Below are 25,346 nucleotides of genomic sequence, written 5' to 3'. Positions count from 1 at the left end.
GTCGCCCCGGGTCCTGAACAGGACCCGGGGCGACGGGCGGTCGGCGCCTGTGGCGGGGGCACCGGCGATGTGCGGGGAGCGGCGCGGCCGCGGCCATCAGTGTCGGCGGTCGGCCGACCGCCGACGCACGACGAGCACCGTCGCGGTGGCCGCGGCGGCGACCAGCGCACCGCCGGCGGCGATCTCCGCGGCGTTCATGCCTTCGAAGCTACCGCCGATGCCGCCGCGGACGCCCGCGGGCGGGGTGGTCGTCCGCGTGGGGCTGGCGGTGGTGCCGGAGATCGTGAGGTTCAAGGTGCCGATCCGTCCGACGCAGTTGAACTGCACCGTGTAGACGGCGCCCGGCTTGGCGTCCCAGTCGACGACGGCCGTCGCGGCGCCGTTGCGGGGGACGCTGACGGTGTCGAACACGGCGGAGGTGACGGTGGTGCTGCTGGGACAGCCGCCCGCGGTCAGCGTGACCCGGCCGCCCGCCGCGACGGTCGAGGGTGTGACATTGAAGTCGTACGGCGTGTTGTTGACGGCCATGGCCGTGGGGGCCGCCGTCACAGCGAGTGCGGCCGCTCCGAGCAGAGCGGCGGATGCGGCACGTATCGCGCGCATGGTGGTCCTCCGGTCCCGAGGAGCAGTCGCGGAACGATTTCCGCAGGGGTCGGAAAATGCACCTCGATCACCGAAACGCTAAAAGGGGTGTCTGGTCCCCGCGATCGGTGTAGGGCAAACGGGTCATTTCGCTGATCCGCGCAGGGGGGCGACGGGCGTGTCGGGGTTTCAGCAGCCGGGCGGGGTGAGATGGGGTGCCGCGTCCAGGATGCGCTCGCGCATGGGCCGCCGGCGCAGGGCCTCCAGTGCCTCGCCGATCAGCTCGCTCAGCGGGAAGGTGAGCTCGGCCTCGAAGGCGGCCGCAGCCGCGGCCGTCGCCCGCCACTCGGCGTCGAGCGCGGGCAGCAGGGACTCGGCCCGCGCGGTGAGGGACGCGATGCGCCGGCGCCCGTCGCTGCCGGGCCCGACCGTCACCAGGCCGTCCTTGACCAGCTGGGCCACCGTCTGGCTCGCCGCCGAGTGCGTCACGCCGGTGGCCGCCGCCAGGTCCCGGATCGAGCGGGGGCCGTCGGCGGCCAGTGCGCGCAGGACCGGGGCGTAGCGGGGGCGGACGCCTTCGAGGCCCAGGTCCTCGTAGACGGCCGCCACGCCGGCGTCGAGCTGGGCCAGCAGGAGGCGCAGGCGGGTGCCGAGCAACTCGGGGCCGGGGGAGGGGGTGTGGCTGCCGAGGGGCGGGGCGTCCTGATCTCGGGCGTCTTGGTCTGGCGTGGGCACGGGGATAATGTAACAGCGCTGTTGTACTTGTGGGTGAGCCGGGAGGGCGTCGGGCCATGGAAGAGCTGTATCCGCCGATCGAGCCGTACGAGCAGGGAATGCTGGACGTGGGCGACGGGAACCTCGTCCACTGGGAGGTGTGCGGCAACCCGCGGGGCAAACCGGCGCTCGTCGTGCACGGCGGGCCCGGGTCCGGCTGCAACCCCCGGATGCGGCGGTACTTCGACCCCGACGCCTACCGGATCGTGCTGTTCGACCAGCGCGGCTGCGGACGCAGCACACCGCACGCGGCCGACCCGGCCGCCGACATGCGGCACAACACCACCGGACATCTGGTCGCCGACATGGAGCGGTTGCGCGAGCACCTGGAGATCGAGCGCTGGCTCCTGTACGGAGGCTCGTGGGGCTCGACGCTGCTGCTGGCCTACGCCGAGCGCCATCCGTCACGGGTGACGGAGATCGTCGTCAACGGCGTCACCACCACCCGGCGGCGGGAGACCGACTGGCTCTACCGGGGCGTCGGCCGCTTCTTCCCCGAACAGTGGGACCGCTTCCGCGCCGGTGTCCCCGAGGCCGAGCGCGACGGCGACCTCGTGGCCGCGTACGCCCGGTTGATGGAGAGCGGCGACCGCGCGGTGCGGGAGAAGGCCGCCGACGACTGGTGCCGCTGGGAGGACGCCGTACTGTCCCTGGAGCCGAACGGCGCGCCCGACGTCTACAGCGGCCGGCCCTCGAAGGCGCGGATCGCGCTGGTGCGGATCGCGGCCCACTATTTCGCGCACGGCGCGTGGCTCGAGGAAGGGGCGCTGCTGCGCGACGCGGGGCGCCTGAATGGAATTGCCGGAACGCTCTTCCACGGCCGGCTCGATCTGAGTTCACCGGTGGAGACCGCCTGGGAACTCGGCCGTGCCTGGACCGATGCGGAACTGGTGGTCGTGGACGACTCGGGTCACAAGGGAAGCGCCACGACGCGACGCCTCGTCATCGGCGCTCTGGAACGATTCCGGTACACCGAGTGACTGGCGCGCTTGTCGAGGCAGTTGAGATCCAGCCATTTCTTCGGCGGTTCCACTTGGGCGGAATTCACCTGTTGGAAGGGGGATTTCAACCCTTCGGGGTCGTGGCGCCGAAGATTTTTTGAAAGCGGTTGAACACGCGCTGCCCTCCCGCCCGTACCTAGAGCCATGAACGGCGCACTCGTGGCGCCGGACCGGATGGATGAACTACGGGAGTGGACATGAACACCTGGCGGAACGCCTCGCTCGCGGTGACTGCGACGGCCGTACTCGCGCTGACGACGGCGTGCGGTCAGGACCAGGGCACCGAGACACCCAACGGTCAGGCGGTCGGCGCGGCCAACCCGGCCGCACAGCCCGGCAACGGCTACGGCTCCGACGCCGGTTACGGCGAGGCCGCCGGCGGCGAGGCGGCCGCCGCCAAGCCGGCCGGCCAGCTCGCGGTCTGGGAGAGCGCGGAGCTCGGCAAGGTCGTCGCCGACAGCGCGGGCCTCACCCTCTACCGGTTCGACAAGGACACCGCCAAGCCGCCGAAGTCGAATTGCGAAGGCGACTGCGCGAAGACCTGGCCCGTCGTGGCGGCCGGCGGCGCCTCCGCCGCACCCGGCGTCGACCCCTCCCTGATCGGCGAGGTCACCAGGGCGGACGGCACCAAGCAACTCACCATCGACGGCTGGCCGATGTACCGCTACGCCAAGGACACCAAGGCCGGCGACGTCAAGGGGCAGGGGATCGGCGGCACTTGGTACGCGGCCGCACCCGACGGCAAGAAGGCCGCGCCGGGCGCCGGCGGCGAGGCCGGCGGCGACGAGGCCGCCGAGCCGGCCGACCTCGCGGGGCTTTCCGTACGCAAGGACCCGAAGCTCGGCGAGATCGTGGTCGACAAGAACGGCATGACCGTCTACCGGTTCATGAAGGACTCCGCCTGGCCCATGAAGACCGCCTGCACCGGTGAGTGTCTGGAGAAGTGGCCCGTCGTGGCGCCCGTCGAGAAGAACGACATCAAGGGCATCAAGGTTTCCGAGCGGGGCAACGTCACCTTCGACCGCCCCGACGGGATCGTCCAGCAGACGATCGACTGCTGGCCCATCTACACCTTCAAGGGCGACGCCAAGCCCGGTGACACCAACGGCCAGGGCGTCGGCGGCACCTGGTACGCCGTCTCACCCGAGGGCAAGCCGGTCGGAGCGCCCCAGTAGTCCCCACGCTGCGCCTCCGGCCAGCGCCGGCCCGCCGTCACGCCCCGCGCGCGACGGCGGGCCGACGCATGTGCGCGGCGGATGTGACGAAGTCTGTTGCCAAGGGCGAGTGACGAGCAGGTGTGACCAAGAACGGACCGCTAATTTCCGTTTGGGGTCGCCCTCTTGGCGGGCGATCAGTAGCCTCGGCTCGAACGCCGGCCATGAACACGGCCGAACTCCCCCGTGGCGACTTGTTGGAGACATCGATGGAGCGTCCCGCCTGGGCCCCGCAGGGCATCGACATATCGGTGCCGAGCGTGTCCCGCATCTATGACTTCTATCTGGGCGGCTCCCACAATTTCGAGGTCGACAGGGCGGCCGCGCGCAAGGCCATGGAGTTCATGCCGGGACTCCCCAAGATCATGCAGGCGAACCGGGCGTTCATGCGCCGGGCCGTCAATTACGCGGTGGACACGGGCATCACCCAGTTCCTCGACATCGGCTCCGGCATACCGACCTTCGGCAATGTCCACGAGGTCGCCCGCCGGGCCACGCCCGACGCACGGGTCCTCTACGTCGACAACGACCCGGTGGCCGTCGCGCACAGCCGCGCGGTGCTCGACGGGGACGAGCGGTCGGGCGTCGTCGCCGCCGATCTCCGTAAGCCCCGGCAGATCCTGGACAGCCCGGAGGCCGCACTCCTCGACCTCGAACGGCCGGTGGCCCTGCTGCTGGTCGCCGTACTCCACTTCATCGAGGAGGACGACGACCCGTACGCGGCGGTGGCCGAGCTGCGTGACGCGCTGGCCCCGGGCAGTCTGCTGATGCTCACCCACGCCTCGTTCGAGGGCATCCCGGTGCCCCCCGAGCAGGCGGGCGGCACCGTCGAGGTGTACCGGAACATCCGCAACCCACTGGTGATGCGCTCCCGCGAGCAGGTCACCCGGTTCTTCGACGGCTACGAGATGGTCGAGCCGGGCCTGGTGTCCATGCCGGACTGGCGGCCGGACGGCCCGGTCGACCAGGAGGATCCGTATGCCTTCTCCGGCTTCGCCGGGGTGGGGCGCAAAGCGTGAGGAACACGTCAGAGGCGGACGCCGCGGAGGGGCATCCGGGTGTGCTGGAGGACCGGCTGCGGCGGTTCGCGACGATCTGGAGCCGGGCGATCTTCCCGGCCACGGCCACGTCGCTGACCCGCCCCGAGTTCGAACAGCATCTGCTGCCGCTCGCCCGCGAGTTGAACAGCGCGCTCCACGCCCGCCCGTTCACCGCGCAGACCGCCCAGCAGGTGGGCGCCGCGCTCGTCGGCGCGCACTGCACCGACCCGGACGCCCTCAGCCGCACCCTCGGCGTGATCGACGCCTACCTGGTGCTCTACTGCGGTGATCCCGACCGGAGCGCGGAGGAGAGCCGGGCCCGCTGCGCCCGGCTGCAGCACGCGCTCGCCGCGGGCTTCGCCCAGGCGCTGCGTGAACGCACCCTCGCCGAGCAGGAGTCCATCGCCCGCTCCGCGCTGCTGGCCCGCAGCGAGGCGCTGGACGCGATGCACGCCACCGAGGTGCGCTTCCGCGCGGTCTTCGAGGGCGCCGCGATCGGCATCGGCATCGCCGACCTCGACGGCAACGTCCTGGAGGTCAACGACACCCTGACCCAGATGTTCGGCGGCCTGGAGAACCACGTCCGCGGCCGCAAGGTCACCGACTGGGCGCACCCGGAGGACCGGCCGCAGGTGTGGGAGCTGTACCGGGAGCTGGTCAACGGCGAGCGGGAGGACTACCGGGTCGAGAAGCCCTTCTACCGCAACGACGGTACCGTCCTGTGGACCAATCTGACCGTCTCCCTGCTGCGTGACCCCGACGGCCGCCCGCAGTTCCAGCTGGCGCTGTTCGAGGACACCACCGAGCGCCGGCTGCTCAACCTGCGGCTGCGGTACGAGGCCACCCACGACGCGCTGACCGGCCTGCCCAACCGCACCCTGTTCTTCGAGCGGCTGGAGAAGGCCGTCGGCGCGGGCAACGGCTCCCGCTTCGGGCTGTGCTACCTCGACCTCGACGGATTCAAGACCATCAACGACAGCCTCGGCCACGCCACCGGCGACCGGCTGCTCGTCGAGGTCGCCGACCGGCTGCAGAGCTGCGCCACCGCGCCGGGCGAGATGGTCGCCCGGCTCGGCGGCGACGAGTTCGTCGCACTGACCACCGGGCCCGACACACAGTCCGAGGTCGACGAGCTCGCCGGCCGCATCCTGAACGCCCTGTCGACCCCGATCCGCGTCGACGGGCGGGAGTTCACCGTGCGCGGCAGCATCGGCATCGTCGAAGGGCCGGCCGGGGAGCGGACCAGCGCCGAGGTGCTGCGCAGCGCCGACATCACCATGTACCGGGCCAAGTCCGCCGGCGGCAACCGCTTCGAGCTCGCCGACCCCGAGGCCGACGCCCGCGCCATCACCCGGCACGGGCTGACCAACGCGCTGCCGGCCGCCCTGGAGCGCGGTGAGTTCTTCATCGAGTACCAGCCGCTGGTCCACCTCGGCGACGGCAGTGTGCACGGCGCGGAGGCCCTGGTGCGCTGGTGCCACCCGCAGCACGGGGTGCTCGGCCCCGACCGGTTCATCCCGCTCGCGGAACGCACCGGGCTGATCGTGCCGTTGGGCCGCTGGGTGCTCCAGGAGGCCGTACGCCAGGCCCGGTTCTGGAGCAGGCGGCACACCGACGGCGGACCGCTGCGGATCAACGTCAATCTCTCACCGGCCCAGCTCCAGCACCCCGGGCTGGTGGCCGACACCGTCGACGTGCTGGAGCGCTCGGGCCTCGAACCCGGCGCGCTGTGCCTGGAGGTCACCGAGTCGGCGCTGATCGGCGCCGACGAGGACCGGCTCAAGCCGCTGCGGCAGCTGGCGGAGATGGGCGTCGACATAGCGCTCGACGATTTCGGCACCGGTTACTCCAACCTGGCCAACCTGCGCCGGCTGCCGGTGAGCGTCCTCAAGCTGGATCGTTCCTTCACGCAGGGCATGCAGCGCCACCCCGTCGACCCCGTCGACCTCAAGATCGTCGAGGGCATAGTGTCGCTCGCCCACAGCCTGGAACTGGCCGTCACGGTCGAGGGCGTGGAGACCGCCGCGCAGGCGGAGCAGCTGCGGGAGATCGGCTGCGACACCGCCCAGGGCTGGTACTACGCGCGTCCCGGCGCCCCCGACCGGATTCACTCCCTGGTGCTGGCGGACACGGTCTGACGACTCCGTACGGCCCGCGAGTCCAGCAGCACCCGCTGCAGCTCGCGGGCCGCCCGCGGCGGCGCGACGTCGCTGCGGTGCGCGAGCCCGATGGTCCTGCGCAGACCCCGCCCCGCGAGCGGGGTGACCCGCAGGTCGCCGCCCGCGCCCTCGGCCACCATGGCGGGGACCACGGCCGCCCCGAGGCCCGCCCTGACGAACCCGAGCACGGCGTCCATCTCGCCGCCCTCCACGGTGAACGACGGCTCGAACCCCTCGGCCCGGCAGGCGGCCACCGTCAGGTCCCGCAGGTCGTAGCCGTGCCGGAACATCACCAGCGGCTCACCGGCGAGGTCGGCGATCCGCAGCGGTGCCGGCGGGGCGGGCGCGGCCGGTGAGGAGATCACCACCAGGTCCTCCCGCAGCAGCTCGACCGTGGTGAGGGCGGGCGACGAGGACGGCAGCGGCAGCACGACGAGCGCCAGGTCGAGCGCGCCGCGGGCCAGTTCCCGTACGAGATCGTGCGAGCCGGACTCCTCGACGAGGATCTCGATGCCCGGGTGCAGATCGTGGAAGGTGCGCAGCACCTGCGGCAGCAGACCGGTGCACAGGCTCGGCGTCGCACCGAGCCGCACCCGGCCGCGGCGCAGCTGGGCCACCTCCTGCACCTCGCGGCGCGCTGTCTCGGTGTCGGCGAGGATCCGGCGGGCGAGCGGGAGCAGCGCCTGACCGGCGTCGGTGAGGGCGATGTTGCCGCGGGCGCGGCGGAACAGGTCCGCGCCCAGCTCCTGTTCCAGCGCCCGGATCTGCTGGGAGAGCGACGGCTGGGAGACATGCACCCGCTCCGCGGCCCGGGTGAAGTGAAGGGTCTCTGCGACCGCCGTGAAGTAGCGGAGCTGCTGGAGCTGCATGGAGCCATCATAGGGCCTTGCTATGGACAGCAGCCGGATCATGTCTTGGACCTCTGATGGTTTCCGGCCCTAGCGTCACCACCATGGCTCTGGCAACGCGGACGGAACGACAACCGTCCATGACGCGCACCTTCTGGCGCTCGACCGTCGGCAAGAAGACGGTCATGGCCGTCAGCGGTCTGATCATGCTCGGCTACCTCGTCGCCCATGTGATGGGCAACCTCAAGATCTTCTTCGGACCGGACGAGTTCAACGCCTACGGCCACTGGCTGCGCACCATGGGCGCCCCGGTCCTGCACCACTCCTGGGCCCTGTGGATCGTCCGCGTCGTACTGCTCGCCGCCGTCGTCGCCCACGCGGTCAGCGCGTACCAGCTCAGCCGGCGCGACTTCAGGGCCCGGCCCACCGCGTACGTCCACAAGCGCCGCGGCGCGAGCTACGCCACCCGCACCATGCGCTGGGGCGGCGTCATCCTCGCGCTGTTCATCGTCTGGCACGTCCTCGACCTGACCACCGGCACCGTCCACCCCGGCGGCTTCGAGGAAGGCCGCCCGTACCAGAACGTCGTGGACACCTTCTCCACCTGGTACGGCAACGTGATCTATATCGTCGCCATGCTGGCCGTCGGACTGCACGTCCGGCACGGCTTCTGGAGCGCCGCGCAGACCCTCGGCGCCGGCAACGCCCGTCGCGACCGCGCCCTGAAGGCCGTCGCAGGCGGCCTGGCGCTCGCACTGACCGCCGGATTCGTCTCCGTACCCGTCGCCGTCATGACCGGATTGGTGAGCTGACATGACGTACCCCGACTACGCCGACTACGAGGTCGGCGCCCCGATCGCCGACACCAGGGCCCCCGGCGGACCGGTCGCGGAGCGCTGGGCCAGGCGCCGCTTCGAGGCCAGGCTCGTCAACCCGGCCAACCGCCGCGGCCACACCGTCATCGTCGTCGGCACCGGTCTCGCGGGCGGCGCCGCCGGTGCCACACTCGCCGAACAGGGCTACCACGTCGAGCAGTTCTGCTATCAGGACTCTCCGCGCAGGGCCCACTCGATCGCCGCGCAGGGCGGGATCAACGCCGCCAAGAACTACCGCAACGACGGCGACTCGGTCCACCGGCTGTTCTACGACACCGTCAAGGGCGGCGACTTCCGCGCCCGCGAGTCAGGCGTCCACCGCCTCGCCGAGATCTCCGTCGAGATCATCGACCAGTGCGTCGCCCAGGGCGTCCCCTTCGCCCGCGAGTACGGCGGACTGCTCGACACCCGCTCCTTCGGCGGCGTCCAGGTCTCCCGCACCTTCTACGCCCGCGGGCAGACCGGCCAGCAACTGCTGCTCGGCGCCTACCAGGCACTCTCCCGCCAGATCGCGGCCGGCAACGTCACGCTGCACGCACGCACCGAGATGCTCGACCTGATCGTCGTCGGCGGACGTGCCCGCGGCATCGTCGCCCGCGACCTGGTCACCGGCGAGATCTCCACGCACTTCGCCGACGCGGTGGTCCTCGCAACCGGCGGCTACGGCAACGTCTTCTACCTGTCGACGAACGCCATGAACTCCAACGCCACCGCCGTCTGGCGGGCCCACCGCCGCGGCGCGTACTTCGCCAACCCCTGCTTCACCCAGATCCACCCCACCTGCATCCCGCGCACCGGCGACCACCAGTCCAAACTGACGCTGATGAGCGAGTCGCTGCGCAACGACGGCCGCATCTGGGTGCCCAAGGCGCGCGGCGACGCCCGCCCGCCGAACGAGATCCCCGAGGACGAACGCGACTACTACCTGGAGCGGATCTACCCGGCCTTCGGCAACCTCGTCCCCCGCGACATCGCCTCACGGGCGGCCAAGAACGTCTGTGACGAGGGCCGCGGCGTCGGCCCCGGCGGCCAGGGCGTCTATCTGGACTTCGCCGACGCCGTCGCGCGGATGGGCAGGGACAGGGTCGAGGAGAAGTACGGCAACCTCTTCGAGATGTACGAGCGGATCACCGCGGAGAACCCGTACGAGGTCCCGATGCGGATCTACCCGGCCGTCCACTACACGATGGGCGGACTCTGGGTCGACTACGACCTCCAGACCACGATCCCCGGCCTCTTCGCCATCGGCGAGGCCAACTTCTCCGACCACGGCGCCAACCGCCTCGGCGCCTCCGCCCTCATGCAGGGCCTCGCCGACGGCTACTTCGTCCTGCCGTCCACCATCAACGACTACCTCGCCCGCGGCGGCCTCGACGCCGTCGACCCCGCCGACCCGGCGGTCACCGAGGCCGTCGCGGAGACCGAGGACCGGATCAGCCTGCTGCTGGCCGTCGACGGGGACCGTACGCCCGACTCGTTCCACCGCGAGATCGGCGAACTCATGTGGGAGTTCTGCGGAATGGCCCGCACCGACGGGGGCCTGCGCAAGGCCCTGGACCGGATCCCGCAGATTCGGGAGGAGTTCTGGCGCCGGATCAGGGTGCCGGGCACCGGTGAGCAGTTCAACCAGTCGTTGGAGAAGGCCAACCGCGTCGTCGACTATCTGGAGCTCGCCGAGCTGATGTGCCTCGACGCCCTGCACCGCGCCGAGTCCTGCGGCGGCCACTTCCGCGAGGAGTCGCAGACCCCCGACGGCGAAGCCGCCCGCAAGGACGACGAGTTCGCCTACGCGGCCGCCTGGGAGTTCACCGGCGGCCCACCGGTACTGCACAAGGAAGACCTCGTCTTCGAGTACGTCCACCCCACCCAGCGGAGCTACGCATGAAGCTCAACCTGCGCGTCTGGCGCCAGCACGGCCCGGACGCCGAAGGCGCCATGGCCACCTACGAGGTGGACGGCATCTCCCCGGACATGTCGTTCCTGGAGATGCTGGACACCCTCAACGAGGACCTCATCCTGCGCGGCGAGGAGCCCGTCGCCTTCGACCACGACTGCCGCGAGGGCATCTGCGGCGCCTGCTCGCTGGTCATCAACGGCGACGCCCACGGCCCGGAACGCACCACCACCTGCCAGCTCCACATGCGCTCCTTCCGCGACGGCGACACCATCGACGTCGAGCCGTGGCGGGCCTCGGCCTTCCCCGTCGTCAAGGACCTGGTGGTCGACCGCTCCGCCTTCGACCGGATCATCCAGGCCGGCGGCTACATCAGCGCCCCCACCGGCTCGGCCCCCGAGGCCCACGCCACCCCCGTGCCCAAGCCGGACGCCGACTCCGCCTTCGAGCACGCCGAGTGCATCGGCTGCGGAGCCTGCGTGGCGGCCTGCCCCAACGGCTCGGCCATGCTCTTCACCTCGGCCAAGGTGAACCACCTCAATGTGCTGCCGCAGGGCGCGCCCGAGCGGGAGACCCGGGTGCTCGACATGGTCGCGGCCATGGACGACGAGGGGTTCGGCGGCTGCACCCTCACCGGGGAGTGCGCCACCGCCTGCCCGAAGGGCATTCCCCTGCCGTCCATCGCCGCGATGAACCGGGAGTGGCTGCGGGCGACCCGGAAGGTCAGGCGGTAGGCCGCAGATCGGCGCCGTACACCGTCGCGTAGTCGGGCACCACGATCCGCGAGTCGGGGGAGAGCCGGCGGACCTCGGCCGTGAACCCGTCGAGGTCCATCACAGGATCACGCTTCGGCGGTGCGCTCAGCGGCTCCTCGAAGTTGTCCCAGTGCACGGGGACGACCGTCCCCGGGTGCCCGAGCGTGTCCAGCAGCCGCGGCAGATAGCGGTGCGTGGACCGGGTCGAGGGAGTCGCGGCCATCAGCACGTCGGGCCGCAGGCCGGCCGCGGACCGCTCGTCGAAGTCGCTGGCGCCCATGAGGAAGAACGACGGGCCGGCGGCGACGGTCACCTGGAAGGCGAGCGTGTCGCCCTCCGGGAGATCCGAGATGGTCCGCGGGGTCCGGCTCGGCACGGCGTGGAGGGTGCCCGGCGCGAAGTACGACCACTTCGCGTTGCGGCTGTGGCGGCTCGCCACCACCTCGACCGTGAAACCGTCGAAGTCGAGCACCTCGCCGCCCTTCACCACACTGATCTGCCCGGCGTCCACGCCGAGCGACCGCAGCACGTGGTAGGTCGTCTCCGTGCCGACGACCCGGGCGCCGGTCGACGCCGCGATGTACGGCACGTCGCCCAGGTGGTCCCAGTGCGTGTGGCTGACGAGCACCAGCTCCGGACTGCCCGCGTGGCGGGCCACCAGCTCCTTGTCGCAACTCAGCGGGGTGTTCGGATCGAAGCTCCCCTTCGGCCCGAACAGACCGGTCGGGAAGCGCGTGATGTACGGGTCGAACAGCACGGTCCGGCCGCCGACGCCGATACGCCAGCCGGACGTGCCGAGCCAGCGCAGCGTGGCCGCGTCGGGGCGCGGCGTCTCCGTGGTGCTCCGCGCCGCCCCCGCCGGCGCCGCGGCCGGGGCGGCGTGCACGGCCCCCGCCACGGCGGGCAGCAGCGGTACCGCCGCGCCCAGGGCCGCGCCGCGCAGCAGGGTCCGCCGTACGAAGGCCCGTCGTCCGTCCTCGGGCCGGGAGTTCATCGATTCGCTCATCGGGTGTTCGCTCATGGGGCAGAGAAGATCAGCCCCGGACGGCGGGTGTCCAAGACCCGGACACCGCACGACTCATACCCCAGGACGCATGACGCCTGGTCGGACGGGGCGCCCGGACCGGGACGCGCGCAGCAGATCCACCGCGGTCCGCGCCGCCGCGCCGATGGCCACGTCCGTCTGCGTATGGTTCGCGACGAGGTCCGGAGTACGGGCGAACACGGCGACCGCGTACCGCCCGCCGTCCGGGAACTCGGCCACGCCCACCTCGTTGTGCAGCCCGGGCAGCGTCCCCGTCTTGGCCGTGACACGCACCCCGTCGCCGAACCCGGCGGGCAGCCGGTGCCGGAACACCTGGCGGGCCATCAGGTCCCTTACCTGGGCGCACGCCCGGGGCGGCCCGGCCTCGTCGCGCCACACCATCCGCAGCAGCCGCGTCATGTCGCGCGGTGTGCTCGCGTTCGTACGGGCCGGGTCGTGGACGCCGAGCGCCCGCACCCGCTCGGGCGGCAGGGCCGGGAACACGGCGGCGAACTCCCGCTCGTCACGGGCGCCCACCTCGGCGAGCATCGACTCCAGCAGCTGCCGCGGGCCGCCCACGATCCGCGTGTTGACCAGGCCGAGTTCCGCGGCGAGCAGTGCCACGGTGTCCTGTCCCACCCGTTCCATCAGCAGGTCGGCGGCCGTGTTGTCGCTGACCGCCATGGCGAAGTGCGCCAGGTCGCGCAGCGAGAGCTCCACGTCGTCCAGGCAGCCGCCGGTGCCCCACCCGCCGAGCCGGCGGTCCGCACCCACCCGGATCCGCTCCCGGGGGTCGAGCTGACCAGCCTCGGACTGGCGGGCGAACTCCAGCACGAGCAGCACCTTGAACACCGAGGCCACCACCACCGGTTCGTCCGGGCGGCACCCCGCCTCGCCGGAGCCGTCGATGTCCACGGCGTGCAGCGCCCCCTCGGCCCCCGCCGCGGCGAACACCGCGCCCAGCCGTTCCTCCACCAGCCGTTCCTCCTCCAGCATCCGGATCAGCACTCCTTGCTCAGTCGCCTAAGGTCGTCCCGTGGATCTCCTGCGCCACCTGCGTATCTTCGTCGCCGTCGCCGACGAGTTGAACTTCGGGCGGGCAGCCGAACGGCTCGGCATGGCCCAGCCCCCGCTCAGCCGTGCCGTCCGCCGGCTGGAGGACGACCTGGGGGCGGAACTCTTCGACCGCTCCCGCCGGCAGGTGCGGCTCACCCCGGCCGGGTCGGTGCTCCTGGACGAGGCGAAGGAGCTACTGGCGCGCGAGGAGCGGACGAGGGCGCTCGTACGGCGCGCCCGTGACGGCGACCTCGGCACCCTGCGAGCCGGCGTGCCGCCCGACACCTCGGCCGCCGTGCTCGGCGCGCTCCTCGCCCAGTGCGACGACCGGGGGCTGCGGGTCGACCTCCAGGAGGTGACGACGGACGAGCAGTTGCGGCTGCTGGCCTCCGGGGGCCTGGACGCGGGCCTCGTGCACCAGCCGGTCGACGCCACGGAACTGGAGCTGGGCCCGGAGGTCCGTATCGAGCTGGGGGTGGTGCTGCCCCGCACCTCGCCGCTCGCCCGGCTGCCGGAGGTCGCCCTGGCCGACCTGGCGGGCCACGACCTGCTCCTCTTCCCCCGGGCGTCGGCGCCCGGCTGGTACGACATGGCGCTCGACGTCTGCCGGCGTGAAGGGTTCGTCCCCGGCAGGATCAGACACGCGCGCAACCCCGAGTTCCTGATCGGGCTGGTGACGGCGGGCCACGGGGTCGCCTTCGACCAGGGGCCGGTGGCGCGGAAGGAGCCCAGGGCCGCCTGGCGGCCGCTCGTCGGCCGCCCGCTCGCGCAGCGGATCTGCGCCGCCTGGCCGCGCAGGTCGCCGCACGGCGCCGCCGCCCGGGAGTTCGCGGCCGTCGCGGCGGAGGTGCTGGGGCGCGACCGTACGGCGGTGCCCGGCGGCGGCGGGGGAGAGGAGCAGGGGCCACGGCCCTGGTCGGTGGTGTACGGCTGAGGGGGCCGCGGTCGCCGCGTCGCCGAGTGGATCGGCATATGTTCCGGTCATGTTGAGGGCGCGAGAATTCGCATGGGTTCTGTGCCTGTGCCGAAGAAAGTCCGTCAAGAGGCCGATTTCGGAGCGGAATATGCGCCTCCGCGCTCTCGCGGGAGGCGTGCCGTCGCAAGATCAACTCCGTTCAATTCCGTACCACTCGCGGTGAGTTGTCCAGTTCGCGGTCAACCGGTCCCCACCGTTTACCGGGTGGCTCGCGGACCCAGGTAGGCATGTGTACGGCGGTGCCGACCACACCGCCGTACACGGACCACCTCTGGGGGATCAGTCATGTCCCGACTCACCCGCCGCACCCGCAGTACCGACCGCGGTGCCGCGCCGCACCGGCCCGCACACTCCGCAGCCCTTCGACGAGGTCTACCTCGGCCGCCGGATACAGGGCGGTCCGTCGCACGGCGGCGGACACCACGAACACCACGCGGGCGGCTGGGCCATCCGGATCGACGGCCGGGAACTGCACGTCATGCGCAACGCCGACGGCACCTGGATCAGCGTCGTGAACCACTACGAGCCCCGGGCCACTCCCCGGGCCATCGCGCGCGCCGCCGTCCTGGAGCTCCAGGGCGCCTCCCTCGTCCCCCTCGACACCGCCTGAGCCGGGAGTAGCCCGCACCATGACCGTACGCAAGAACCAGGCCGCGCTCACCACCGCCGAGAAGAGGCGTTTCACGGACGCCGTACTCGAACTCAAACGCTCCGGCCGGTACGACGCCTTCGTCACCACCCACAACGGCTTCATCATGGCCGACACCGACCACGGGCCCCGGACCGGCCACCGCTCGCCGTCGTTCCTGCCGTGGCACCGCAGATTCCTCCTCGACTTCGAGCAGGCGCTCCAGTCCGTCGACCCGTCCGTCGCCCTGCCGTACTGGGACTGGACGGCCGACCGGACGGCCGCCTCCTCGCTGTGGGCCGCCGACTTCCTCGGCGGCACCGGCCGCAGCCGCGACGGCCGGGTGACGGACGGGCCGTTCGCCGCGTCCACCGGGAACTGGCCCGTCACCGTACGGGTCGACGGCCGCGACCATCTGCGCCGCTCGCTCGGCGCCCACGGCCTCCAGCTGCCCACCCGGGCCGAGACCGACTCGGTCCTCGCCATGCCCCTCTACGACATGCCGCCGTGGAACAGCGCGTCCGACGGCTTCCGCAACCACCTCGAAGGCTGGCGCGGCGTCAACCTCCACAACCGGGTCCATGTCTGGGTCGGCGGTCAGATGGCCACCGGCGTCTCGCCCAACGACCCGGTGTTCTGGCTGCACCACGCCTTCATCGACCGGCTCTGGACCCAGTGGCAGGAACGCCACCCGGACTCGGCGTACGCCCCGGCGGCCGCGACCCCCGATGTGGTGGACCTGCGCGGCACGATGCGCCCCTGGAACGACGTGACCCCCGCCGACCTGCTCGACCACCGGCCGCACTACACCTACGACACCGCCGCCTGACCCTGCCGTCCGGGCGGCCCCACCGCCGCCCGGACGCGCCGCCGGGGGCCGTCGCCGGTCAGCCCGCCGGTGCCGTCGCCGGTCAGCCGACTGGTGCCGGTGTCGGTGTCAGGCCCGCGAGCCGGGCCAGCCGCCGCAGCGAGTCCAGCAGCGCCGTACGGTCGTACGTGCTCGTCGTGACCAGCACCTCGTCGGCGCCGCTCTCCTTGACCGCCGTCCCCAGCGCGTCGGCCACCTGCTCCTCGGTGCCCGCGATGTGGCCCCGCAGCCCCGACTCGTAGAAGCCGCGCTCCTTGGCGGTCATCTCCAGTGCCTCGATCCGCTCCGGCGGCAGGAGCGGCGGAAAGGTCCCACGGGTGCGTGAGTACGCCATCGACCAGGCCTCCGGCATCAGCAGCCGGTGCGCCTCCTCCTCGGTCCCGGCGACGGCGACCGTGCCCGAGACCATCACGTACGGCCGCTCGGCCCAGCGGGACGGACGGAACTCCCGCCGGTAGCCGTCCACGGCCGCCAGCAGCCGGTCCCGGCCGCGCAGATCGCCGACGACGAGCGGCAGACCGGCGTGTGCCGCGATCCGGGAGCCCTCGCCGGTCGCGAGCACGTACGGCGGGACCCGCAGCCCCTCCGAGGGGCGTGCGCGGACCTGCGGGTGCGCGGTCCGCTCGCCGGTGAACCAGCCGAGCAGTTCCTCCAGTTGCGCCGCGAAGTCCTCGGTGTCCTTCTTCTCCCGGCCCAGTGCCCTGCGGATGCCGTCGGTGAAGCCGACGGAACGGCCCAGCCCCATGTCGACGCGGCCCGGGAAGAGCGACTCCAGCACGCCGAACTGCTCGGCGACGACCAGCGGCCGGTGGTTGGGCAGCATGACCCCGCCGGTCCCCACGCGGATCGAATCGGTGGCGGCCGCGACGGCCGCCGCCAGCACGGTCGGCGCCGAACCGGCGACGCCGGGCACACCGTGGTGCTCCGAGATCCAGAACCGGTGGTAGCCGAGCCGCTCCGCGTGCCGGGCCAGATCCACGGTGTCACGCAGCGCGGCGGGGCCGTCGTACCCCTCCCGGGTGCGGGAGCGGTCGAGCACGGACAGGCGGGTAAAGGCGATGGCTGAGCTCACATACGGGTTCAACACTCAGAGCCCGCCGGGATTCCCGTCCCCCGCTCTAGGGTGGGCGGCGTGACACACAGCAGCAGGCCGCTGGCCGTATTCGACCTCGACGGGACGCTCTCCGACGCCGGGCACCGCCAGCATCTGCTGGAGCGCAAGCCCCGCGCCTGGGACGCCTTCTTCGCCGCCGCGCCCGACGACCCGCCGCTCGCCGAGGGCGTGGCGCTGTGCCTGGAGGCCGCGAAGGAGTGCGAGGTCATGTATCTCACCGGCCGGCCGGAGCGGTGCAGGGCCGACACCGTGGCCTGGCTCGCCGCCCAGGGGCTGCCGGAGGGCCGGCTGTTCATGCGGCGCAACGACGACCGGCGGCCGGCCCGCAGGACCAAGCTGGAGATCCTGCGGCGGCTCGCCCGCGACCGGGAGGTCGGGATGCTGGTCGACGACGACGAACTGGTCTGCCAGGACGCGGAGCGCGCCGGCTTCCGGGTGGTCCGGGCGGCGCGCTGGGGTGCGTCGAGCACGACGCCCGCGATGCGGGAGGCGCAGGAGCGCGAGGGCCGCACCTGAGGCGGCCGTCCCGCGGGGCGGTCCGGGGCGGCGGCGGTGTCAGTCGCCGTCCTCGAGGCGGAAGCCGACCTTCAGGCCGACTTGGTAGTGCTCGATCTGCCCGTCGACGATATGACCGCGGACCTGTGTCACCTCGAACCAGTCGAGGCCCCGCAGCGTCTGCGACGCCCGGGTGACGCCGTTGCGAATAGCCTGGTCGACCCCGTCGTGCGAGGTGCCCACGATCTCGGTGACGCGGTACGTGTGGTTGGACATGTCTGTCGCGCTCCTCTCGATGCGTTCACTCCACCGTGCCCCACCGGCACGCTTCCCGCGAGGCGTCGGGAACCGGCCGCCGGGCACACCGGCGCGTCCCGCCGGCCACCGCGGCACGGCGGTGTCCGGCCACCGCGGCGCCGTGCCCCGGCCACAGTGATGAGCGCCGCGTGAAGGTCCGGTGAGCGCCCCGTGTCGGGCGCTCACCGGTTCTCCCTCGGCCGACGGACTTGACCGGGCCTTTGGTACAGACCAAAATCCAGCCACACGCCCGTGCGAGCGCCGTGCGCTTCCCCCCACGTCGGGTCCATGCTCCGTGTCCCGCAGAAGGTGTCCTACGTGAAGAAGCGCTCGCTCGCCCTGTCCACCGCGCTCGTGTGCGCTGTCGCGCTCGGCGGCTGCGGGGTTCTCCCCGGCGGTTCGGACCGGACCACCGTGGACGTCTGGCTGATGCAGGGCAGCGTCTCCGAAGAGTTCCTCGAGCGTTTCACCAGTGCGTACGAGAAGGAACATCCGGACGTCGAGCTGGAGGTGACCTTCCAGCAGTGGACCGGCATCGGCAAGAAGGTCATGGCGGCGCTCGAGAGCGACGACGCGCCCGAGGTCATCGAGGTCGGCAACACCCAGGTCGCCCGGTACGCGGAGAGCGACGCGCTGCGCGACCTGACCCTCGAGTCGGTCCGTGACCTCGGCAGCGAGGAGTGGCTGCCGGGCCTCGCGGAACCGGGCAGCATCAACGGCTCCCAGTACGGCATTCCCTGGTACGCGGCCAACCGCGTCGTCATCTACAACAAGGACCTGTTCGAGGCGGCGGGCATCACCGAGCCGCCCAAGGACCGCGCCGAGTGGCTGGAGATCACCGAGAAGCTCGACGACGGCGGCCGGCAGGGCATATACCTCTCCGGCCAGGACTGGTACACCCTCGCCGGGTTCGTCTGGGACGAGGGCGGGGAACTGGCCGTCGAGCGGGGCGGCAACTGGGAGGGCGCCCTGCACACCAAGGAGGCGCTGCGCGGCATGGCCTTCTACCAGGAGCTCCAGTCGCTCGGCGACGGCCCCGAGGACGCCGACGAGGTCACCCCGCCCCAGGAGAAGGTCTTCGCCCAGGGCGACGTCGCACAGATCATCGCGGTGCCGAGCCTGGTGCCCGCCATCGAGAAGGCCAACCCCGCGCTCAAGGGCAGGCTGGGCTTCTTCCCGGTGCCCGGAAAGACGTCCAAGGCGCCGGGCGCCGTGTTCATCGGCGGCTCCGACCTGATCGTGCCCGAGAACGCGCGCGACCGGTCCGCCGGCGTCGAGGTGGTCTCGGCGCTCGCCAGTGAGAAGTGGCAGAAGGAACTCGCCCTGACGATGAACTACGTGCCGAACAAGACGACGCTCGCCGGCGTCATCGAGGGCAACGAGGGCACGTCCGCGATGGCCGCCGGCGCCGCGAAGGGCCGCGCCACCCCCAACTCCCCGCAGTGGGCGGCGGTCGAGGCCGCCAACCCGATCAAGCCGTACATGACGGCCGTCCTCCAGGGCCAGGACCCGGCACACGTGGCGCGCGCGGCGTCCGACAGGATCACGGCGGCACTGCGCCCCTGACGTGCCGGGGTGACCCCAGTGCCGCGGCGTCCGGGCCCACGGGCGGGCCCGGACGCCCGGCATTCAGCGTCCTCACATCCGCTCTCCGCCGGGCGGTCATGTCGAATCCAGCCTGCCACGGAAGAAACAAGGAGCCGGGCCGCTCAACCCGCGGTCCGTCCTTCCGTCCGGCACAGGAGACCGCCATGCCCGCATCGCCGCTCGTCATGCCTGCTCCGCTCCCCGCCCAGGCGCCCGCTCCCGCCCCCACCTCCCTGCCGGCCCGGGGCGACGAGCCCCGCTACGTCGTCTCGCTCGCTCGCGACCAGGAAGACGTCCGCGCCGTCCAGCGGCTGCGCCACCAGGTGTTCGCCGGCGAGATGGGCGCCCGGCTCGACGGGCCCGAGCCCGGCCTGGACACCGACGCCTTCGACGCCTACTGCGACCACCTGCTGGTCCGCGAGGCGGACACCGGCGAGGTCGTCGGCACCTACCGGCTGCTCCCGCCGGAGCGCGCCCGGATCGCCGGCCGCCTCTACTCCGAGGGTGAGTTCGACCTCGGCCGCCTCGGCCCCATCCGCGACGACCTCGTCGAGGTCGGCCGCTCCTGCGTCCACCCGCTGCACCGCAACGGCGCCGTGATCGCGCTCACCTGGGCCGGCCTCGCCCGCTACATGACCCGCACCGGCCACAACTGGCTGGCCGGCTGCTGCTCCGTCCCGCTCAACGACGGCGGCGGCCTCGCCGCCGCGACCTGGGACACCGTGCGTGACAAGAACCTCGCGCCCGAGGAGTACTGGGTCACCCCGCACAAGCTCTGGAACGCCGAGAACGTCACCCGCCCCGCCGGCCGCACCGAACTGCCGCCCCTGCTGCGCGGCTACCTCAGGCTCGGCGCCTGGGTCTGCGGCGCCCCCGCCCACGACCCCGACTTCAACGTCGCCGACCTCTACGTCCTGCTGTCGCTGCGCCGCACCAACCCCCGCTACCTGCGCCACTTCCTCTCCCTCGCACCGGTCCGATGAGCGTCTGGCTGCCCACCGCGCCCTGCACACCGAAGGGCTGCGCCACCCACCACGGCACCGTGGCCGGCCCGCTGAGGGCCGCCGTCCGGCTGCTCGCCGGCCTGACGGCCGTCGTCTGCGGCCTGCTGCTCGCCCCGCCGACGGCCCTGCTGAGCGCCTCCGTCCGCCACCGGGTCACCCGCTGGTGGTCACGGGCCGTGCTGCGGGCGTTCGGCGTACGCGTGCGCGTCGTGGGCGTCCCGCACGGCCTGCGCGGCTCGCTCGTCGTGGCCAACCACATCTCCTGGCTGGACATCCCGCTGGTCGCCGCCGCACTGCCCGGGCGGATGCTCGCCAAGAGCGAGGTGCGCTCCTGGCCCGTCCTCGGGCCGGTCGCCGCCCGCGGCGGCACGCTCTTCGTGGAACGTGACCGGCTGCGGACGCTGCCCGCCACCGTGGCGGCGATGGCGGGCGCGCTGCGCACGGGGTCACGGGTCGTCGTCTTCCCGGAGGGCTCCACCTGGTGCGGCCGCGGCGGCGGCCGGTTCCGGCCGGCCGCCTTCCAGGCCGCGCTGGACGCGAGCGTCGCCGTCCAGCCCGTACGCATCACCTTCTCCCCGACCGGGGCGGCGGCCTTCGTCGGCGACGACCCGCTGCTCGCCTCCCTGTGGCGGGTGGCGACGGCCGGGGCGCTCACCGCGGAGATCCGGCTGCTGCCGCCGATCCTCCCCGGGAGCGTCCCCGACCGCCGCTCACTGGCGCGGGCCGCTCAGCTCGCCGTCGAGAGCGACAGGGCGAACCTGCCCTCCTCGTCCGTCCACCAGTGCGTCAGCTCGAGGCCCGCCGCACGGAGTTCGGTCCGCACCCCGTCCTGACGGAACTTCGCCGACACCTCCGTGCGCAGCTCCTCGCCCGCCTCGAACGGCACCGCAAGATCCAGCTCGCGAATCTTGACGGTGAAGGCAGAACGCGCCCGCAGCCGCATCTCGATCCACTCGTTCTCGCTGTTCCACAGCGCCACATGGTCGAAATCGTCCGGGTCGACGTCCGCACCCAGCTCCCGGGCGAGGACGGCGAGCACGTTCTTGTTGAACGCGGCGGTCACCCCCGCCGCGTCGTCGTACGCGCGCACCAGCACCTCCTCGTCCTTCACCAGGTCCGTCCCCAGCAGCAGGAAGTCCCCGGGATCCAGCAGAGAGCGCACCGAGCGCAGGAACACCGCCCGTTCGCCGGGCAGCAGATTGCCGATCGTGCCGCCCAGGAAGGCGACCAGCCGCGGCCCCGGCGTGCCGGGCAGCGCCAGCCCCCGGGTGAAGTCGGCGATCAGGGCGTGGACATTCAGCGCCGGGCGCTCGGCGAGCAGCGCCTCCGCGGCCCCCGCCAGCGCGCTCTCGCTCACGTCCACCGGCACATAGGTGTGCAGGCCGGGGAGCGCGTCGAGCAGGAAACGAGTCTTCTCCGAGGAGCCGGACCCCAGCTCCACCAGGGTCCGCGCCCCGGTCGCCGCGGCGATCTCCGGCGCCCGCGCGGCGAGGATCTCCCGCTCGGCGCGCGTCGGGTAGTACTCCGGCAGTCTGGTGATCTCCTCGAAGAGCTCGCTGCCGCGCGCGTCGTAGAACCACTTGGGCGGCAGGGACTTGGGCGTACGGGTCAGGCCGTGCAGCACGTCGGCGCGCAGCGCGGCGTCCGTCGCGTCCTCGGGCAGGGTGCGGGTCAGCTGGAACGGGCTCACTGGGTCGGCTCCTTGAGCTCGGTCAGCAGGATCTCGGTGCGGGTCGCGGTCAGAACCGTGCGATCGGGCACCTCCTGCCAGCGGGGATCGTCGTCGTACGGCTCCGAGGCCACGATCGTGCGCCGGCCGGGCTCGGTGAGATACCAGAGGGTGTCGCCCCACGCGGTGGCGGCGATCGCCGTGCCGTCGGTGAGGAGCAGGTTCAGCCGGGACCCGGGAGAGGCCGCGGCCGCGTCACGGACGGTGTCGGCGAGCGCCTGCCCGAGGCCGTCGCCGGCCCGCAGCCGGCGCAGCACCAGCGCCCACAGCAGCGCCGAGTCGTTGCGCGCCTCCATCGACAGCAGTTCGTCCGCGGGGAGCGCCGTCGCGAGCGCCCCCATCGAGGCGGGCCAGCCGCGCACCGCCCCGTTGTGGCTGAACAGCCAGGGCCCGGAGGCGAACGGCGCCGCCGCGGCCTCGGCGTCCGCGCCGGGTTCGGTGGCGTCCCGTACGGCGGCGAGCACCGCGGAAGCGCGCACCACCCGCGCCAGGTCGGTGAAGGACAGGTCGGCCCAGATCGGCCCCGCGCGCCGGTACCTGGCGGGCACCGGGTCGCCCTCCGCGTACCAGCCGACCCCGAAACCGTCGGCGTTGACCGTGCCGTGACGCTGGTGCCGAGGCGCCCAGGACTGGCGCAGCAGACCGTTCGGCGGCCGGACGAGGGCGTCGCCCAGCGGCTCCGGCGGGCCCAGCACGGCTATATGACGGCACATCAGGCGAGTCCCCCGTTTCCGTTGCCGCCCCGCTCCTGCGCGTCCCGCGCCGTACGGAAGCCGGAGAAGATCTGGCGGCGCACCGGCAGATCCCAGTTGCGGAACGTGCCCCGGCAGGCGACCGGGTCGACGGCGAAGGAACCGCCGCGCAGCACCTTGTGCTCGCTGCCGAAGAACACCTCCGAGTACTCCCGGTAGGGGAACGCGGCGAAACCCGGATACGGCAGGAAGTCGCTCGCGGTCCACTCCCACACGTCGCCGATGAGCTGCCGCACGCCCAGCGCTGACGCCCCGTCCGGATAGCTGCCGGCGGGGGCGGGCCGCAGATGGCGCTGGCCGAGGTTGGCGTGCTCCGCCGTGGGCTCCTCGTCGCCCCACGGGTAGCGCCGGGTCCGGCCGGTGTCCGGGTCGTGCCGGGCCGCCTTCTCCCACTCGGCCTCCGTGGGCAGCCGGCGTCCCGCCCAGCGGGCGTACGCGTCCGCCTCGTACCAGCTGACGTGCAGGACCGGCTCGTCCGGCGGCACCTCCTCGGTCACCCCGAAACGGCGGCGCAGCCACACACCGCCCTCCCGCCGCCAGAACAGCGGGGCGCCGATGTCGTGGCGGCGGATCTGTTCCCAGCCCTCGACGGCCCACCAGCGCCGTTCGCGGTAGCCGCCGTCCTCGATGAACGCCTGGAACCGGCCGCAGGTCACCGGCACGGTGTCGATGTGGAACGCGGGCACGACGCGCTCGTGCGCGGGCCGCTCGTTGTCCAGCGCCCACGGCTCGGTGGACGTACCCATCGTGAACGGCCCGGCAGGCACCAGGACTTCGGTCGGCAGCGGACCGGTGTCATGGACGGGCGGCGCGGGCGCGGACAGCGCGGCCGGGCCCTTCCGCAGCTGATGGGTGATCAGCATGGTCTCGTCGTGCTGCTGTTCGTGCTGGGCGATCATGCCGAAGGCGAAGCCCGCGTCCACCAGCGGACCGCCCTCGAACGGGGTCCGCTCCAGGATGTCCAGCACCCGGCCGCGGACGTCGGACGCGTAGATCCGCGCCTCCGCGGGCGCCAGCAGCGGCAGCGAGGGACGCGCCGACCGCGGGTGCTCGAACGCGTCGTAGAGCGAGTCGATCTCGGGCCGCAGCGCCTCACCCCCGCCGACGGTGCGCAGCAGCCACTGCTCCTCCTGGTTGCCGATGTGGGCCAGGTCCCACACCAGCGGCGACATCAGCGGTGAGTGCTGCGCCGTCAGGTCGCGGTCGTCGACACAGGACGTGAGAGCGGCGGTACGGGCACGGGCACGGGTCAGCGCGTCGAGAGCCTGACCCCGCAGTTCGTCGGTCATGTGCCGGACTCCTTCCCGACGGAGGGAAAGCTCGGGTCGTCGGCGGGGCACCGGCCCCGCAGGACATGGCGGTCGTTGAAGCGGGCGACGGCGTCGCGTACCGGCGCGGAGACACCGAGCCGGTCCAGCGCCTCCAGGGCGGCGGTGAAGCACGTCACGGCGGCCGCGTGCAGCTCCGGATCAGCCAGCCCGTGCCGCGCGGCCGCCACCCACAGCGGGCTGCGCGGCGCCATGGCGTGCGCGTCCATGCACTCGGCGAGCGGCTTCAGCGCCCGGTACACCGTCTCGGCCGCCTCCGGATCGTCGAACAGCGCCGTGGTGACCGCCAGCGGCACCATCCAGCCGTCCTCGCCGGACTGCGCGTCGATCATGCGCAACTCGAGATGGCCGCGGGGCCGTACCGGTGGGAAGAGCGTCGTGAGGTGGTACTGCAGATCCTCCGCCGTCGGCGCCCGCTCCGTGCCCGAGCGCAGCCACTCACGGAACGTGAGCCGGTCGGGCAGGGGCCACGGACCCTCCCGCGTACGCACACACATCACCGGGGCGTCCAGGACGTGCGCCGTCCACGCCGCACGCGGCTCGGACTCCAGCTGCGGCGCCATGGGGCGCACCGGATCGAGCATGTTCCACACCGCCTGCCGCGTGGAACGCCAGCCGGTGCGACGCCCGCCCAGTAAGGGGGAGTTGGCGAACGCGGCCAGCAGTACGGCGCCGAGCAGATGGGCGAGCCGCCAGCGTCGGCCGTGGCCGAGCGGCCCCGGCTCCTCCTCGCCCGCGTCCAGGCACACCTGGACCGAGGCGGAGCTGCACATCATGGAGCGACCGAAGGGGCCGGAGCGGTCGAGATACGTCTCCATCGCGTCGTAGCGAGGCTGACGGAGGATGCGGCGGGGCGGATTCCAGGGATCCAGGCCCAGTCCGTTCAGGAAGAGGCCCGCCGGACGGAGCGCAGCCCGTACGGCTGCCAGGTCGGCGGCTGTGGAGTCGATGCACTCCATCAGGGAGGCGGCGGGGCGCGAGCTGAGCTCGAGCTGGCCGCCCGGTTCGAAGGTGAGCGCGGAACTCAGGGTCAGGGCGCGTATGTCGTCGAAGGCCGCCTCGAGGCGGTCCTGCGGTACGGGTTTCTCGGGCTGCTCCCTCGCGTGGACCAGCCACTCCAGCTCCACACCGACGGTGCGCGGGGGGCCCGTCTTGAAGCAGATGCAGCGGAGCAGGTCCTCGGCCTCTGGCTCGGACATCGGACGGCCGAAGTCGCCCGTTCCGGGTGGATGCATGATCGATCCTCCTGTCGAAGGGACCCTGTCGGGCAGGGACCCAGTCAACCTAAGGCCACTGCCGCGGCCGCGCACAAGAGCGCCTCTGGGAGCGGCTTTGAGGAGCGGAAA

The 25,346-nt window shown here is 72.4% G+C and carries 25 protein-coding genes; 14 read left to right on the top strand and 11 right to left on the bottom strand.

All coding sequences use genetic code 11. From position 1 onward, the window contains the following. Window positions 1-96: 96 nt before the first annotated feature. On the bottom strand, window positions 97-603 hold the full coding sequence (locus tag ACWD01_RS31055; RefSeq protein ID WP_451166460.1) for a hypothetical protein: 507 nt from the start codon (window positions 601-603) through the stop codon (window positions 97-99). A 168-nt stretch (window positions 604-771) separates the two neighbouring features. Next, complete coding sequence (locus tag ACWD01_RS31050; RefSeq protein ID WP_451166458.1) at window positions 772-1,317, bottom strand: MarR family transcriptional regulator; 546 nt, start codon at window positions 1,315-1,317, stop codon at window positions 772-774. Window positions 1,318-1,373: 56 nt separating this feature from the next. Here ACWD01_RS31050 and pip point away from each other — a divergent pair, with 56 nt between their 5' ends. From pip to ACWD01_RS31030, 4 genes are all read left to right on the top strand, one after another. Next, window positions 1,374-2,336, top strand: a complete 963-nt coding sequence (gene pip, locus ACWD01_RS31045) for a prolyl aminopeptidase (protein ID WP_451166456.1) — start codon at window positions 1,374-1,376, stop codon at window positions 2,334-2,336. A gap of 218 nt (window positions 2,337-2,554) precedes the next feature. Next, window positions 2,555-3,532 (top strand): SCO0930 family lipoprotein, encoded by a 978-nt coding sequence (locus ACWD01_RS31040; RefSeq protein WP_451166454.1) that lies wholly within the window; start codon window positions 2,555-2,557, stop codon window positions 3,530-3,532. Between the two features lie 248 nt (window positions 3,533-3,780). Beyond that, window positions 3,781-4,590 (top strand): SAM-dependent methyltransferase, encoded by an 810-nt coding sequence (locus ACWD01_RS31035; RefSeq protein ID WP_451166452.1) that lies wholly within the window; start codon window positions 3,781-3,783, stop codon window positions 4,588-4,590. Then, entirely contained in the window at window positions 4,587-6,749 is a 2,163-nt protein-coding gene (locus tag ACWD01_RS31030) for a putative bifunctional diguanylate cyclase/phosphodiesterase (RefSeq protein WP_451166450.1), read from the top strand. The genes ACWD01_RS31035 and ACWD01_RS31030 overlap by 4 nt, the downstream gene beginning before the upstream one ends. Here ACWD01_RS31030 and ACWD01_RS31025 read toward each other — a convergent pair. Further along, window positions 6,719-7,639: a LysR family transcriptional regulator gene (locus ACWD01_RS31025; protein ID WP_451166448.1), complete on the bottom strand. Its 921-nt coding sequence runs from the start codon at window positions 7,637-7,639 to the stop codon at window positions 6,719-6,721. The genes ACWD01_RS31030 and ACWD01_RS31025 overlap by 31 nt on opposite strands. A gap of 83 nt (window positions 7,640-7,722) precedes the next feature. On the opposite strand from ACWD01_RS31025, the gene ACWD01_RS31020 reads away from it, so the two are divergent. From ACWD01_RS31020 to ACWD01_RS31010, 3 genes are read left to right on the top strand one after another with little or no spacing between them, the layout of a single operon-like run. Continuing rightward, window positions 7,723-8,430 (top strand): succinate dehydrogenase, encoded by a 708-nt coding sequence (locus tag ACWD01_RS31020; RefSeq protein WP_451166447.1) that lies wholly within the window; start codon window positions 7,723-7,725, stop codon window positions 8,428-8,430. A gap of 1 nt (window position 8,431) precedes the next feature. Continuing rightward, window positions 8,432-10,378, top strand: a complete 1,947-nt coding sequence (locus ACWD01_RS31015) for a fumarate reductase/succinate dehydrogenase flavoprotein subunit (protein ID WP_451166445.1) — start codon at window positions 8,432-8,434, stop codon at window positions 10,376-10,378. Then, window positions 10,375-11,121: a succinate dehydrogenase/fumarate reductase iron-sulfur subunit gene (locus ACWD01_RS31010; protein ID WP_451166444.1), complete on the top strand. Its 747-nt coding sequence runs from the start codon at window positions 10,375-10,377 to the stop codon at window positions 11,119-11,121. The genes ACWD01_RS31015 and ACWD01_RS31010 overlap by 4 nt, the downstream gene beginning before the upstream one ends. On the opposite strand, the gene ACWD01_RS31005 is transcribed toward ACWD01_RS31010, so the two are convergent. Continuing rightward, complete coding sequence (locus ACWD01_RS31005; RefSeq protein ID WP_451166485.1) at window positions 11,111-12,148, bottom strand: MBL fold metallo-hydrolase; 1,038 nt, start codon at window positions 12,146-12,148, stop codon at window positions 11,111-11,113. The genes ACWD01_RS31010 and ACWD01_RS31005 overlap by 11 nt on opposite strands. Window positions 12,149-12,220: 72 nt before the next feature. Further along, entirely contained in the window at window positions 12,221-13,162 is a 942-nt protein-coding gene (locus tag ACWD01_RS31000; RefSeq protein ID WP_451166442.1) for a serine hydrolase, read from the bottom strand. 49 nt (window positions 13,163-13,211) lie between these two features. Between ACWD01_RS31000 and ACWD01_RS30995 the strand changes: the two genes are divergently transcribed. From ACWD01_RS30995 to melC2, 3 genes are all read left to right on the top strand, one after another. After that, window positions 13,212-14,156, top strand: a complete 945-nt coding sequence (locus ACWD01_RS30995; RefSeq protein ID WP_451166484.1) for a LysR family transcriptional regulator — start codon at window positions 13,212-13,214, stop codon at window positions 14,154-14,156. Between the two features lie 313 nt (window positions 14,157-14,469). Further along, window positions 14,470-14,808, top strand: coding sequence for an apotyrosinase chaperone MelC1 (melC1, locus tag ACWD01_RS30990; RefSeq protein WP_451166482.1), 339 nt, complete (start codon window positions 14,470-14,472; stop codon window positions 14,806-14,808). Window positions 14,809-14,827: 19 nt separating this feature from the next. Continuing rightward, a complete protein-coding gene (gene melC2, locus ACWD01_RS30985; RefSeq protein ID WP_451166438.1) occupies window positions 14,828-15,655 on the top strand; it encodes a tyrosinase MelC2 in 828 nt (275 codons plus the stop codon). Between the two features lie 82 nt (window positions 15,656-15,737). On the opposite strand, the gene ACWD01_RS30980 is transcribed toward melC2, so the two are convergent. After that, window positions 15,738-16,766, bottom strand: a complete 1,029-nt coding sequence (locus ACWD01_RS30980) for an LLM class flavin-dependent oxidoreductase (protein WP_451166437.1) — start codon at window positions 16,764-16,766, stop codon at window positions 15,738-15,740. A gap of 60 nt (window positions 16,767-16,826) precedes the next feature. Between ACWD01_RS30980 and ACWD01_RS30975 the strand changes: the two genes are divergently transcribed. Further along, complete coding sequence (locus ACWD01_RS30975) at window positions 16,827-17,324, top strand: phosphatase domain-containing protein (protein WP_451166435.1); 498 nt, start codon at window positions 16,827-16,829, stop codon at window positions 17,322-17,324. Window positions 17,325-17,363: 39 nt separating this feature from the next. Here ACWD01_RS30975 and ACWD01_RS30970 read toward each other — a convergent pair whose 3' ends face one another. Then, window positions 17,364-17,579 (bottom strand): dodecin, encoded by a 216-nt coding sequence (locus ACWD01_RS30970; RefSeq protein ID WP_451166433.1) that lies wholly within the window; start codon window positions 17,577-17,579, stop codon window positions 17,364-17,366. 339 nt (window positions 17,580-17,918) lie between these two features. Here ACWD01_RS30970 and ACWD01_RS30965 point away from each other — a divergent pair, with 339 nt between their 5' ends. The 3 genes from ACWD01_RS30965 (at window position 17,919) to ACWD01_RS30955 (ending at window position 21,024) form a co-directional block, all read left to right on the top strand. Next, entirely contained in the window at window positions 17,919-19,166 is a 1,248-nt protein-coding gene (locus ACWD01_RS30965; protein WP_451166431.1) for an extracellular solute-binding protein, read from the top strand. Window positions 19,167-19,351: 185 nt separating this feature from the next. Further along, the gene (locus tag ACWD01_RS30960; RefSeq protein ID WP_451166429.1) at window positions 19,352-20,170 is read left to right on the top strand and encodes a GNAT family N-acetyltransferase; all 819 of its coding nucleotides are present in this window, start codon (window positions 19,352-19,354) and stop codon (window positions 20,168-20,170) included. Beyond that, complete coding sequence (locus tag ACWD01_RS30955; RefSeq protein ID WP_451166427.1) at window positions 20,167-21,024, top strand: lysophospholipid acyltransferase family protein; 858 nt, start codon at window positions 20,167-20,169, stop codon at window positions 21,022-21,024. Before ACWD01_RS30960 ends, ACWD01_RS30955 begins: the two co-directional genes overlap by 4 nt. Here the strand turns inward: ACWD01_RS30955 and egtD are convergent. The 4 genes from egtD to egtA are packed head-to-tail and all read right to left on the bottom strand — an operon-like array spanning window position 20,919 to window position 25,235. Next, window positions 20,919-21,881, bottom strand: coding sequence for an L-histidine N(alpha)-methyltransferase (gene egtD, locus ACWD01_RS30950; protein ID WP_451166425.1), 963 nt, complete (start codon window positions 21,879-21,881; stop codon window positions 20,919-20,921). The two genes, ACWD01_RS30955 and egtD, sit on opposite strands and share 106 nt — an antisense overlap. Next, window positions 21,878-22,633 carry an ergothioneine biosynthesis protein EgtC gene (gene egtC, locus ACWD01_RS30945; RefSeq protein WP_451166423.1) on the bottom strand — a complete coding sequence of 252 codons (756 nt, stop codon included), beginning with the start codon at window positions 22,631-22,633 and terminating at the stop codon, window positions 21,878-21,880. Before egtC ends, egtD begins: the two co-directional genes overlap by 4 nt. Further along, window positions 22,633-23,961, bottom strand: coding sequence for an ergothioneine biosynthesis protein EgtB (egtB, locus tag ACWD01_RS30940; protein ID WP_451166421.1), 1,329 nt, complete (start codon window positions 23,959-23,961; stop codon window positions 22,633-22,635). Before egtB ends, egtC begins: the two co-directional genes overlap by 1 nt. After that, the gene (gene egtA / locus ACWD01_RS30935; protein ID WP_451166419.1) at window positions 23,958-25,235 is read right to left on the bottom strand and encodes an ergothioneine biosynthesis glutamate--cysteine ligase EgtA; all 1,278 of its coding nucleotides are present in this window, start codon (window positions 25,233-25,235) and stop codon (window positions 23,958-23,960) included. The genes egtB and egtA overlap by 4 nt, the downstream gene beginning before the upstream one ends. Between the last annotated feature and the right edge of the window lie 111 nt (window positions 25,236-25,346).

Source organism: Streptomyces sp. NPDC002835 (genome assembly GCF_053591995.1).
Note: the sequence above shows the minus strand (reverse complement) of the source record. Positions and strands in the feature narration are given on the sequence as shown.